This is a genomic window from Stenotrophomonas sp. NRRL B-14846, assembly GCF_050473585.1.
GTDB lineage: Bacteria > Pseudomonadota > Gammaproteobacteria > Xanthomonadales > Xanthomonadaceae > Stenotrophomonas.
In genome coordinates this window covers 1-13,013 of sequence record NZ_JBFLUN010000033.1, presented here as the reverse complement: position 1 = coordinate 13,013, position 13,013 = coordinate 1, and the positions used below count along the sequence as shown (strand labels likewise).

The window sequence follows — 13,013 nt, the reverse complement described above, 5'->3', positions numbered from 1 at the left end:
TGCCGGTGGGCGACAACTACTTCGCCGCGCTCAACTCGGCGGTGTTCTCCGATGGCAGCTTCGTGTTCATTCCCAGGGGCGTGCGCTGCCCGATGGAACTGAGCACCTATTTCCGCATCAACGCCGGCCACACCGGCCAGTTCGAGCGCACCCTGATCGTGTGCGAGGACAAGGCCTACGTCTCCTACCTGGAAGGCTGCACCGCGCCGATGCGCGATGAGAACCAGCTGCACGCCGCGGTGGTCGAGCTGGTCGCGCTGGAAGATGCGGAGATCAAGTACTCCACGGTGCAGAACTGGTATCCGGGCGACGAGAACGGCGTCGGCGGCATCTACAACTTCGTCACCAAGCGTGCCGAATGCCGTGGCGCGCGCAGCAAGGTCACCTGGACCCAGGTCGAGACCGGCTCGGCGATCACCTGGAAGTACCCCTCCTGCGTGCTGCTGGGCGACGACTCGGTGGGTGAATTCCACTCCGTCGCGCTGACCCATCACCGCCAGCAGGCCGACACCGGCACCAAGATGATCCACGTCGGCAAGCGCACCAAGAGCAAGATCGTCAGCAAGGGCATCAGCGCCGGTCGCGGCCAGAACACCTACCGCGGCCTGGTCAAGGTCGACCGCAACGCCGACGGCGCGCGCAACTACACCCAGTGCGATTCGCTGCTGATCGGCAAGCAGTGCGGCGCGCACACCTTCCCCTACATCGAGGTGAAGAACCCGGGCGCCACCGTCGAGCACGAGGCGACCACCTCCAAGATCTCCGATGACCAGCTGTTCTACTGCCGCGCCCGTGGCATCAGCCAGGAAGACGCGGTGTCGCTGATCGTCGATGGCTTCTGCAAGCAGGTGTTCCGCGAACTGCCGATGGAGTTCGCGGTGGAGGCCAAGAAGCTGCTGGAAGTCTCGCTGGAAGGTTCGGTGGGCTGACCGCCCGCCCCTGCCCCTCGCAAACGCATTCTCTTTACCGGCGGGCCCTGGTCCGCCCCACGGAAACCCCCACCATGCTGAAGATCGAAAACCTCCACGCCCGCATCGGCGACAAGGAAATCCTCAAGGGCCTGTCGCTGGATGTGAAGCCCGGCCAGGTGCACGCCATCATGGGCCCGAACGGCGCCGGCAAGTCCACCCTGGGCAATGTCCTGGCCGGCCGCGACGGCTACGAAGTGACCGAAGGCAGCGTGCAGTTCGACGGCGTCGACCTGCTGGAGCAGGACCCGGAAGCGCGTGCCGCCGCCGGCCTGTTCCTGGCGTTCCAGTACCCGGTGGAGATCCCGGGCGTGAACAACACCTACTTCCTGCGTGCCGCGCTGAACGCCCAGCGCAAGGCGCGCGGTGAGGAAGAACTCGATTCCATGCAGTTCCTCAAGCTGGTGCGCCAGAAGCTGGCCGTGCTGCACCTGAAGGACGAACTGCTGCACCGTGGCGTCAACGAAGGCTTCTCCGGTGGCGAGAAGAAGCGCAACGAGATCTTCCAGCTGGCCGTGCTGGAACCGAAGCTGGCGATCCTGGACGAGACCGACTCGGGCCTGGACATCGACGCGCTGAAGAGCGTGGCCGACGGCGTCAACGCACTGCGCGGCGCCGACCGCTCGTTCCTGGTCATCACCCACTACCAGCGCCTGCTGGACTACATCAAGCCGGACGTGGTGCACGTGCTGGCCGATGGCCGCATCGTCAAGAGCGGCGGCCCGGAACTGGCGCTGGAGCTGGAAGCACACGGCTACGATTTCCTGAAGGACCGGGTCGTGCCCGAGGCGGCGGTCTGATGAGCGCCCTGCTTGATTCGATGGCCCAGGCCTTCTGCGGCAGCGATGCGCGCCGCGAAGTGCTGGATGCGGCCCTGCGCGACGGCCTGCCGGCCGCCCGCAACGAAGCCTGGAAGTACACCTCGCTGCGCCAGCTGGAACGCCGTTCGTTCGCCGCGGCACCGTTGCAGGGCCCGGCGCTGGACGCCGCGCTGCTGGAAGACATCCCGGCCCCGCGCCTGGTGTTCGTCAACGGCCGCCTGGATGCCGCGCTGAGCGACGTGCAGGCGCTGCCGGCCGGCGTGCAGCTGCAGCCGTTGTCGGCCGCACTGGCCGTCGGTGAAGACGCCGTGCGTTTCCTCGGCCGCCGCTACGAGCGCAGTGAAGAGGTCTTCGCCCGCCTCAACGCCGCACTGGCCGACGAAGGCGTGGTGCTGCGCGTGGACGAAGGCGTGCAGGTCGAAGCACCACTGCAGCTGGTGTTCGCCAGTGTGGCTGGCGAGACCGACCTGGCCTGGCACCACCGCCACCTGATCGAACTGCGTGCCGGCGCCAGCCTCGGCGTGGTCGAGCACCGCTTCAGCGTGGGTGACTCCGCCCACCTGGACAACACCGTGCTGCATGCCCACGTCGCTCGTGATGCCGTGCTCAAGCACGCCCGCGTGCAGGCCGGCAGCGCGCGCCAGACCAGCTTCCTGCGCACCGACGCGGTGCTGGCCCGCGACGCGCAGTACCACCGCGTCGACCTGGAACTGGGTGCCGCGCTCAGCCGCCATGAACTGAACGTGCGCCTGGAAGGCGACAACGCCCAGCTGACCGCCAACGGCGTGCTGCTCGGCAATGGCCGCCGCCACGTCGAAACCCGCCTGGGCATCGACCATATCGCACGCGATACGAGTTGCGAACTGCTGTGGCGCGGCGTCGCCGCCAACCGCAGCCGCGTGGTGTTCCATGGTGGCATCCAGATCCGCGAAGGCGCCGACGGCACCGACGCGAACCTGTCCAACAAGAACCTGCTGCTGTCGGCCGATGCCGAGATCGACACCCAGCCGACGCTGGTGATCGACGCCGATGAAGTGAAGGCCGCGCACGGTGCGACCGTCGGCCAGCTCGATGCCAACGCGCTGTTCTACCTGCGCTCGCGCGGCCTGCCGCAGGCCCAGGCGCAGGCACTGCTGAGCGCCGCGTTCTGCCACGAGCCGCTGAAGATCCTGCCGGACGCGCTGCGTGCGCAGCTGGCACGCCGCCTGGACAAGGCGCTGGCCGAGGCGGGTGTGGCATGAACCTGTCCACGCCGCGCCCGATCGAAGAACGCACCGGCGCCCCCGACTGGGACCGCGTCCGCCTCGACTTCCCGCTGCTGATGCGTGAAGTGCATGGCAAGCCGCTGGTCTATTTCGACAACGCCAACACCGGCCAGAAGCCGGTGCAGGTGATCGGCGCGGTGGACGAGTTCTACCGCCGCTACAACGCCAACGTCAGCCGCGCGGTGCATGCACTGGGCAGCGAAGCCACCGATGCCTACGAAGGTGCGCGCAACAAGCTGGCGCGCTTCCTCAACGTGCGCCCCAGCGACCTGGTGCTGTGCAGCGGCACCACCTTCGCCATCAATCTGGTGGCCTACTCGTGGGCGCTGCCGCGGCTGAAGGCCGGTGACGTGATCCTGATCACGCGCATGGAGCACCACGCCAACATCGTGCCGTGGCAGCTGGTCGCGCAGCGTACCGGCGCCACCATCCGCGTGGCCGAGATCACCCCCGATGGTGCGCTGGACCTGGATGCGCTGCGCGCGGCGATGACCCCCGAGGTCAAGCTGCTGGCGGTCACCCATGTCTCCAACGTGCTGGGCACGGTCAATCCGGTGCGCGAGATCTGCCGCGAGGCGCGCAAGCGCGGCATCATCACCGTGGTCGATGGCTCCCAGGCCGTCCCCCCACCGCAAGGTCGACGTCGCCGCGATCGGCTGCGACTTCTACGCCATCACCGGCCACAAGATGTGCGGCCCGACCGGTACCGGCGCACTGTGGGCCCGTCGCGAGCACCTGGACGCGATGCCGCCGTTCCTCGGCGGCGGCGAAATGATCAAGGAAGTCAGCTTCGACGGCACCGTGTTCAACGATGCCCCGCACAAGTTCGAAGCCGGCACCCCGAACATCGCCGGTTTCATCGGTCTGGGCGTGGCTGCCGACTATCTGCAGCAGCTTGGCCAGGAGAACGTGGAAGCGCGCGAAGCCGAACTGCTGGCGCACTTCACCGAAGAGCTGCGCCGCGTCGACGGCCTGCGCATCATCGGCGAAGCACCGGAGAAGGCCGCCGTGGTCTCGTTCCTGATCGATGGCGCGCATGCCCATGACCTGGCGACCCTGCTCGACCTGGAAGGCGTGGCCGTGCGTTCGGGCCAGCACTGCGCGCACCCACTGCTGCAGTACTTCGGCGTCGCGGCCACCTGCCGTGCCTCGCTGGCGTTCTACAACACGCACGCCGAGATCGAGCGGTTCATGACCGCGCTGACCAAGGTACGCAAGCTGCTGGGGTGAGATTCCCAGGCCAGCACAGAGAACCAGGAGCGCCGCGGGAGACCGCGGCGTTTCCGTGTCTAGCGACCCATCTACCAGCCCCGACACGCCCCTCCTCGCACGGCGCCCCACTTCGAGACTTCAATCACAGGTATGCGCTGCAAGCAGAGCGCACGATTCGCCCTTGGGCGAGCCTTGAAGAGACCCTCATCCGCAACAGCTCCATCTGCTGTCCTGCAATCTTTGTCTCACTTCCATCTCTGCCAACAAGCCTTGCCCCGCTTTCGCAGTTGCTGCGTCGTACGCAAGACCGTTCTGGCCATTCCCACTCGATTGGAGACAAAGCGAACATGAAGATGATCCGCTCTGCCAGCCTGTCCGCGGTATTCGTGCTGCTGGCGCTCATGCTGCCCGCAAGTTCATTTGCCCAGGATGGCGAGCCTGATGAGCAGGCCGATCTCCGCGCGAAAGCCGCAGATACACCGAAGGGAAAGGAATTGAAGAAGGCACTTGATGAGTGCGAAGCGAAAGTTCAGGCAGCGAAGAATTCACCTGACAGCTGCGAAGAAGAACTATTTGATTACGTGCACTACATTGACAGCGAGATCTCGAAAGAGCTGTTCAAGAAAGTGAAGTAGGGACCCTGCACCTTCTACAGCGAGAACGCCGCGGTCAACTGCGGCGTTTCTCATTGGTAGTGCAGCTAACCTATCGGGCTCCTTCCTGCGCCCCCGAGCTGCTGCCCCATTTGCGCCCGCCCCCGCCCCACCTAGAATGGGGCCATGACCACCCTGACCTTCCGCGCCGCCACGCCGGCCGACATCCCCGCCCTGATCGCCCTCGTCACCTCGGCCTACCGTGGCGACGCCAGCCGCGTCGGCTGGACCACCGAAGCCGACCTGCTGGATGGCGCCCGCATCGACGCCGAAGGCATCCAGGCCGACCTCGACCGCCCCCGCTCCACCATCCTGCTGGCCGAGCGCGAGGGCCAGCTGGTGGCCTGCGCCCACGTTGCCGATGTCGAGGGCAAGGGCTACTTCGGCATGTTCTCGGTCGACCCGGCCCAGCAGGGCGGCGGCGTCGGCAAGCAGATGATGGACGCCGCCGAAGCGCACGCCGCACGCGAATGGAAGGTGCCGGTGATGCAGATGACGGTGATCGACGTGCGCGACGAACTGATCGCCTTCTACGAGCGCCGTGGCTACCAGCGCACCGGCATCAAGAAGCCGTTCCCGTATGGCGACGAACGCTTCGGCATCCCCAAGCGCGACGACCTGCGCTTCGAGATCCTGGAGAAATCGCTGGCCGGAGCCGCCGCGTGAGCGATACCTGGACCTTTGTCTGTGCCGGCAATGAGCTGCTGCCGGGTGAAATGAAGAGCGTGTTCGACGAAGTGACCGGCACGCCGATCGTGGTGTTCAACCTCGACGGCGAGCTGTATGCGCTGGAAGACCAGTGCACGCATGAGGAGTTCGAGCTGTCCTCGGGCGAGTTCAACACCGCCGAAGGCAGCGTGGAGTGCGTGCTGCACGGCGCGCGCTTCGACGTGCGCGATGGCCGCGCCCTGTGCGCACCGGCCTATACCCCGGTGCCCAAGTTCCCGGTGAAGCGCGAGCACGACGCCGTCTGGACCCGCGACGACCGGGATTGAGATCCAGGGCGACCAGCCTTGGGGTGGGTCGACCGATCGGCCCAGAAGCACCTTCCAGGCGCACCCAGGGCCCTCCGACATCGAGCGCCCGCCGCGCAGATGCGAATCATTATCGTTGGTGTTATGCTGAGTAACATCTTCGTCACGAATCCGCCTGCGCCATGGCTTCGCCCGCGCCCACCGCCACGCTGTGCCAGCTCGCCCGCCAAGGGTGGCCGCTGCTCGTGGCTGCGCTGCTGACGCTGCTGCTGGGATGGTCGGCATTGCAGGAAGGCCGGAGCACGTCGACAGGTGATGCGCCCGCCGCCTACGCCCGGGATGCAGCGCCGTCTTCGCCCCCCTACGCGTTGCCTTACGACCACGCGATACAGCGCGCGGAATCCGAGCCAGAAGGGAGCCGGGGTGACAAACCGCCGGCACTGCGGCAGCTGTGCCTGCAGCGCCCGGAGCATGACCCCGCATACGCTCCTACGCCGGCGATGCCTGATCCGCCGGTGCCCGCGACTGATCGTCGCCAGCCTCCCTCGCACGCACCGCCTGCGCAGCTGGTCTGACGCTTTTCTGCGCGCTGCGCAGCCATTGAACTGCATTCCTCTTTCCCGTCCTGTTGCCGCACTGCCTGCGCCGGCGGCTACTTCCTGTTCCTTCTCTGCAGACGCCCATGAACCCGATCAAGAGCCGCAAGCACGCTTCGCCGCTTCGTACCCTGCCGCTGGCCACCGCCAGTCTTGCCGCCGGCCTCGGCCTGGCCACCCTGCCCACGCTGGCCCACGCCGAAGCCGCCGACAATGCGCGCACCCTGGACAAGATCGACGTGCACGCCATCCGTGGCTACAAGGCCGACAAGGTGACCTCGCCGAAGTTCACCCAGCGCCTGCAGGACACGCCGCAGACCATCCAGGTGATTACCAGCGACCTGTTCAACCAGCAGGGCGCCACCACGCTGACCGAAGCGCTGCGCAACAGCCCGGGCGTGGGCACCTTCTATGCCGGCGAGAACGGCAACACCACCACCGGCGACGCGCTGTTCATGCGCGGCTTCGACACCTCCAACAGCCTGTATGTGGACGGCTGTGCGCGATCTGGGCTCAATCTCGCGCGATGTGTTCAACATCGAACAGGTGGAAGTGACGAAGGGGCCGGCCGGCACCGACAATGGCCGCTCGGCGCCGACCGGCGCGATCAACCTTGTCAGCAAGCAGGCCAACCTGCAGGACGCGACGTCTGCCAGCATTTCGCTGGGCAGCGACCAGCAGCGCCGCGCCACTGCCGACTGGAACCAGTCGCTGGGCGCCACCAGCGCGCTGCGCATCAACGGCATGTGGCAGGACAGCGATCAGCCCGGCCGCGACCACGTGCAGAACAAGCGCTGGGGCATCGCACCGTCGCTGGCGTTCGGTCTGGGTACCGCCACCCGCTACTACCTCAACCTGCTGTACGTGAAGCAGGACAACGTGCCCGATGGTGGCGTGCCCACCCTGGGCCTGCCGGGCTGGACGCCGCAGCCGACGCTGGAAGCGCTGGCCGGGCATCCGGTCGATCCGGAAAATTTCTACGGCACCCGCGCTGACCACGATGACGTGACCGCGAAGATGGCCACGTTCCGCTTCGAGCACGACTTCAACGACAGCGTGCGCCTGACCAACACCGCGCGCTGGGGCCGCACCGAGCAGGACTATCTGCTCACCGCCTTCATGGGTACGGGCGTGCGCGGCGCGGGGGGCCGCCCGACCGGCAACATCACCTATGCCAACCCGGCTGACCTTTCCAGCTACGCCATCGCGCGCAGCCTGCCGACCTTCAAGGACCAGCGCAACACCATCCTCACCGACCAATTGAACCTGCGTGCTGACTTCCGCACCGGCAGCGTCGGCCATGCGCTGAGCACCGGCCTGGAATTCACCCGCGAAGAATTGGACAGCTACGGCCAGGCCGCCGTCGCCGGTACCAGCTGGCCCGCTGCGAACCTGTACAACCCGGACTGGAACGTCAGTGGCCTGAACTGGGCGCACAACGGCGCCGATGCACACGGCAAGACCACCACCTCCTCGGTCTACCTGTTCGATACGCTGTCCTTCGGCGAAAGCTTCCTGTTGACCGCGGGCGTGCGTGCGGACCACTACAAGACCGAGTACGCCAGCGCGTCGGTGTGTGGTGGCCGCGGCGGACCGGCGTGTGGCAGCAATCCTACCGGCACGGTGCTGCGCAACCCGACGCTGGACGCGTCCGATACGCTGCTGAACTGGAAGCTGGGTGCCCTCTACAAGGTCGGCGATACCGTCAGCGTCTACGCCAACTACGCCATCTCGCAACAACCCCCGGGTGGCGCCAACTTCCAGCTGAGCAGCTCGGTCAGCAGTGCCGACAACCCCAAGCTGGATCCGCAGAAGGCCAAAACCTTCGAAGTGGGCAGCAAGTGGGCATTCCTGGATGACGCCCTGGCAGTGAACATTGCGTTGTTCCAGACCGATGTGGACAACGAGATCAACACCACCGTGCTCGACGATGCCGGCAACCCAACCCAGACCGGCAGCAAGCGGGTCAAGGGCGTGGAGCTCTCCGCAGTCGGCCGGCTGACCGACAACTGGTCGGTCAGCGCCGGCTACAGCCACCTGGATACCGAAGTAAAAGAAGGTGCAAAGGTGGCCGCCGATGGCACCACCAACCTGACCTATACCCCGGACGACACGTTCACCGGCTGGACCAGCTACACCCTGCCCTACGGCATCACCGTGGGCGGCGGCGTGCGCTATGCCGCCGGCATGCACCGCGGCACCGACGGCGCGGTCGGCACCCCGTCGTTCACCAAGTCCTATGTGGTGTATGACGCGGTCGTGTCCTGGGCAATCAATGAAACCATCTCGCTGCGCTTGAACGGCTACAACCTGTTCGACAAGCAGTACGTGGCCAGCATCAACAAGAGCGGCTACCGTTACACCCCAGGTGCCCCGCGCACCTTCCTGCTCAGCGCGGACATCCGCTTCTGATGCAGCGCGCGGGGGAGCCCACTCCCCCCGCGTCCCCCAAAGGAACCGCCATGCTGCTGCACATTCCCGACGTGCTTTCACCCCAGGACGTGGCGCAGGCGCGTAGGCAACTCGACGCTGCAGACTGGACCGACGGTCGCGAGACCGTCGGTTCACAGGGCGCGATGGTCAAGCACAATCTGCAGCTACCCGATGCATCTCCCCTGAAGGCGAAGCTGGGCAGGGACGTACTGGCCGCGCTGAGCCGCAGCCCTATGTTCTTTGCTGCCGCACTGCCCCTGAAGATCCTGCCACCGCGCTTCAACCGCTACAGCGGTGGCGGCACTTATGGCTTCCATGTCGATGGCGCGGTGATGAACCTGGCCAATGGCGAGCAGCTGCGTTCGGACATCTCCTGCACACTGTTCCTGTCCGAACCGGACGAGTACGAAGGCGGCGAGCTGGTCATCAGCGATACCTACGGCGAGCACGAGGTAAAGCTGCCGGCCGGCGACCTGATCGTGTATCCGTCCAGCAGCCTGCACCAGGTGCGGCCGGTCACCCGCGGCGCGCGCGTGGCTTCGTTCTTCTGGGTGCAGAGCATGATCCGCGACGACGTGCAGCGGCGCCTGCTGTGGGAAATGGATGGCTCGATCGAGCGCCTGCGGCAGACCGGCGGCGACGCCGAGGCGGTGCTGCAGCTGACCGGCGTGTACCACAACCTGCTGCGGCGCTGGAGCGAAGTCTGAGCCCCGTCGGGGCGGCCTGCGACATTTTGGCAATCATTCTCATTTGCAACGGCTAACAGCTCTCATTACAATCTCGCCCCGTTGATGCCGGCCGCTGCCGGCAGACCCTTGGGGACCCCCGCTTGCTGCGCCCGCTTCGCCCTCGTCCACTCATCCATCGCAAGATGGGCACCGCCATGCGCGGCCAGCGTCCCGCGCTGGCCAGCCTGCTGGCGTGGGTGGCGATGCTGGCCTTGCTGCTGGGCACCCTGCCGCTGCTGCCACAGGCCCACGCCGGAATGGCCGTGCAGATGCCGCTGGAAGAGCGCGGTGGCGAAGCGCCGCTGCAGGAAGAGGCGCCAGCCAAGCTGCGCCGCTGCGCGTCCGCTCCGGTGAAGTCGGCCGAGAAGGCACGTCCGCCACTGCTGCTGGCCAGCCAATGGCTGCGCACTGAACTCGAACTCGTACCCGCCACGCCGGCCATGCCCGGCGTGCGCCCGGACTGGCCGCTGGCCGCTCCGGACACGCCCTGGGCCGATGCGCCCGGGCGTCGCCAGCAACGCGGCCAGGCGCCGCCGCCCGCCTGATCCACGGCCCGACGTGACCGCCTGCGCGGTCGCGCCCGCACGCCGCTGCCTGCTTCATCCCTGCCGCCCCTGACCGGGCCTTCCGTGCCTGCCGCGCCCTTCGCGCACGGCGTCGCACCACCCTGCATCCTTCGAGGTAACTGCCATGGCCCAGCGCCATCGTGTCCGTTCGTCCCTGTCCCGCTCCCTGCTGACCAGCGCCGTGCTGGCAGCCTTCGCCAGCCCCGCCCTCGCCCACGGTGACGCCGCAGGCGCGCCGCAGACGCTGGACAAGGTGGTGGTCACCGCCTCCGGCTTCGAACAGAAAGTGATCGATGCTCCGGCCAGCATCAGCGTGGTCAGCCGCGAGGAACTGAGCAAGCGCCCGTACACCAGCCTGGTCGACGCGCTGCGCGACGTCGAAGGCATCGATGTCGGCCTGGAAGCGACCGACAAGAACGGCCGCGCCACCGTCTCGATGCGCGGCCTGCCGTCCGAGTACACCCTGGTGCTGATCGACGGCCGCCGCCAGAGCAATGTCGGCCAGATCTATCCGAACAACTTCGGCGGCGGCCAGTTCGCCTACCTGCCGCCGCTGGATGCGATCGAGCGCATCGAAGTGGTGCGCGGGCCGATGTCCACGCTGTACGGCTCGGACGCGATGGGCGGCGTCATCAACATCATCACCCGCCGCAACCAGGACAGCTGGCACGGCGCGCTGACCCAGGGCTTCACCGTGCAGCAGGATGACCAGTTCGGCGATGCACGCACCACCGACCTGTACCTCAGCGGTCCGTTGCTGAAGGATCGCCTCAGCCTGGCGGTACGCGGCAGCTACTACGACGCCAAGGCCTCCAATCCCGAATGGGATGCGCTGCCGCTGCCGGATGGCACCCTGTGGGAGCGCAGCATCGGCTTCGGCGGCGGTGGCAAGTCGGTCGCCAACACCAACTGGAACAGCGGCGTACGCCTGGACTTCCGCATCAACGACGACCACGAACTGTGGCTGGACTACGACGTGTCGCGGCAGAAGTTCGACAACAGCGAAGGCCAGACCGGCACCCTCGACAGCCTGGCCAGCCTGTGGCGCGTCGGCAACGCCGTCATTCCCAACCCGAACGGCAGCGGCACGCTCACCCGCCGCGTGGTGCAGCCGCGCGTGGGTTACACCGCCTACCAGCGCTACGAGCGCGACCAGCTGTCGCTGACCCATCAGGGCCGCTACAGCTTCGGCACCTGGCAGACCTCGCTGACCCACGGCAAGAGCAGCAACCTCGGCCGCTCGCTGCCGCTGACCCTGGACGAGCGCGCCAACCTGCAGACGCTGTGGAATGACGTCTGCCGCCGCACCGGTGCCGCCAACAACTGCGCGGCCGGCCGAGGCAATGCACTGACCGCCCTCAACCCGAGCGAGATGGCTCGCCTGCAGGCATTCCTGCCGCGTCCGCTGCGCACCATGGAGCTGGAAGGCTACGTGCTCGACACCATGCTCGACCTGGACTTCGACGCACACAAGCTGACCGTGGGTGGCCAGTACAACAACACCGACATGGTCGACGGCGTGTTCGGCATGGACGGCGCCGGCTACCGCAGCAACGTCAAGCAGAAGCACCGCATGTGGGCGCTGTTCGCCGAGGACAACTGGGCGCTGACCGACACCCTCACCGCCACATTCGGCCTGCGCTACGACGACCACAACGTGTTCGGCAGCCATGTCAGCCCGCGCGGCTACCTGGTGTGGAACGCCAGCGACGCATGGACCTTCAAGGGTGGTGTCAGCACCGGCTACAAGACCCCGCGTCCGGACCAGCTGTTCCCGGGCATCACCGGCTTCGGTGGCCAGGGCGTGCTGCCGCTGGTGGGCTCGCCCAACCTGAAGCCGGAAACCAGCACCAACTACGAGCTGGCCGCCTACTACGAGGGCCAGCGCTGGGGCTTCAACGTCACCGGTTTCTTCAACAAGTTCGAGGACAAGATCGCCAGCGGCGGCACCTTCCCGAACTGCGAAGTGGCCCGCGCCGGCAGCGGCTACTGCGTGGACATCGGCCCGGGCTGGGCGGCACTGGGCTACAGCACCTTCACCCAGAGCGTGAACATCGACAAGGCCGAGACCCGCGGTGCCGAACTGGCCGCGCATGTCGACCTGCTCGACAGCCTGCAGCTGCGCGGCAACTACACCTGGACCAAGAGCGAGCAGACCAGCGGCGCGCAGAAGGGCCTGCCGATCAGCGGCACCATGCCGGCCAGGCACATGGCCAACGCCAGCCTCAACTGGCAGGTCAACGAAGCGATCAGCCTGTCGCTGATCGGCGAAGGCCGCTACGACCGCTATCGCGACACGCTGCTGGACGCCAACGGCGCCAGCCACACCCGCTATTACGAGGACTACACCATCTTCCATCTCGGCGGCAGCTGGAAGGCCACGCCATGGCTGACGGTGAACGCGCGGGTCAACAACCTGTTCGACAAGGACTTCGTCTCGCAGTCGTGCCTGCTGATCAGCCAGAGCGAGTTCAACTGCGTGGACGACTATGCGACCAAGGACCAGCGCCGCAGCTACTGGATTTCGCTCAACGCGAAGTTCTGATCGCCGCGCACCGCCCTGCTTCGGTAGGTGCCAACCTAGGTTGGCACCGCCCTGCCCTGGTGGGTGCCAACCTTGGTCGGCACCGCTTCATCCACGCATGGCGTGGATCTACCGACCGGCGGTAACGGTAGTGCCGGCCGCTGGCCGGCAACCGCCAATACCCCATCCGAGCGGTAGTGCCGGCCGCTGGCCGGCAACCGCCAATACCCCGTCTGGGATACAGAACGATACGCAATTGCGAGCTATTCTCAT

The 13,013-nt window shown here is 66.7% G+C and carries 9 protein-coding genes and 2 pseudogenes; all 11 read left to right on the top strand.

All coding sequences use genetic code 11. The features are described from left to right. Positions 1 to 929 (top strand): Fe-S cluster assembly protein SufB (gene sufB, locus AB1281_RS24895; RefSeq protein ID WP_430347301.1); only part of this gene is annotated, 929 nt, incomplete at its 5' end. A 74-nt stretch (positions 930 to 1,003) separates the two neighbouring features. Further along, a complete protein-coding gene (gene sufC / locus AB1281_RS24890) occupies positions 1,004 to 1,768 on the top strand; it encodes a Fe-S cluster assembly ATPase SufC (protein WP_032957818.1) in 765 nt (254 codons plus the stop codon). Further along, positions 1,768 to 3,030: a Fe-S cluster assembly protein SufD gene (gene sufD / locus AB1281_RS24885; RefSeq protein ID WP_430345062.1), complete on the top strand. Its 1,263-nt coding sequence runs from the start codon at positions 1,768 to 1,770 to the stop codon at positions 3,028 to 3,030. The genes sufC and sufD overlap by 1 nt, the downstream gene beginning before the upstream one ends. After that, a pseudogene (locus AB1281_RS24880) lies at positions 3,027 to 4,284 on the top strand (cysteine desulfurase). Before sufD ends, AB1281_RS24880 begins: the two are co-directional and overlap by 4 nt. A gap of 329 nt (positions 4,285 to 4,613) precedes the next feature. Next, positions 4,614 to 4,901, top strand: a complete 288-nt coding sequence (locus AB1281_RS24875; RefSeq protein ID WP_430345061.1) for a cytochrome b-c1 complex subunit 6 family protein — start codon at positions 4,614 to 4,616, stop codon at positions 4,899 to 4,901. A 144-nt stretch (positions 4,902 to 5,045) separates the two neighbouring features. Beyond that, positions 5,046 to 5,585 carry a GNAT family N-acetyltransferase gene (locus AB1281_RS24870; RefSeq protein ID WP_430345060.1) on the top strand — a complete coding sequence of 180 codons (540 nt, stop codon included), beginning with the start codon at positions 5,046 to 5,048 and terminating at the stop codon, positions 5,583 to 5,585. Beyond that, entirely contained in the window at positions 5,582 to 5,914 is a 333-nt protein-coding gene (locus AB1281_RS24865) for a non-heme iron oxygenase ferredoxin subunit (RefSeq protein WP_061479221.1), read from the top strand. The genes AB1281_RS24870 and AB1281_RS24865 overlap by 4 nt, the downstream gene beginning before the upstream one ends. A 661-nt stretch (positions 5,915 to 6,575) precedes the next feature. After that, positions 6,576 to 8,901 (top strand): annotated as a pseudogene (locus tag AB1281_RS24860) (catecholate siderophore receptor Fiu). Between the two features lie 50 nt (positions 8,902 to 8,951). After that, complete coding sequence (locus AB1281_RS24855) at positions 8,952 to 9,629, top strand: Fe2+-dependent dioxygenase (protein ID WP_430345058.1); 678 nt, start codon at positions 8,952 to 8,954, stop codon at positions 9,627 to 9,629. A gap of 164 nt (positions 9,630 to 9,793) precedes the next feature. Then, the gene (locus AB1281_RS24850; protein WP_430345057.1) at positions 9,794 to 10,195 is read left to right on the top strand and encodes a hypothetical protein; all 402 of its coding nucleotides are present in this window, start codon (positions 9,794 to 9,796) and stop codon (positions 10,193 to 10,195) included. Between the two features lie 145 nt (positions 10,196 to 10,340). Beyond that, a complete protein-coding gene (locus tag AB1281_RS24845; protein WP_430345056.1) occupies positions 10,341 to 12,761 on the top strand; it encodes a TonB-dependent receptor domain-containing protein in 2,421 nt (806 codons plus the stop codon). Positions 12,762 to 13,013 lie beyond the last annotated feature (252 nt).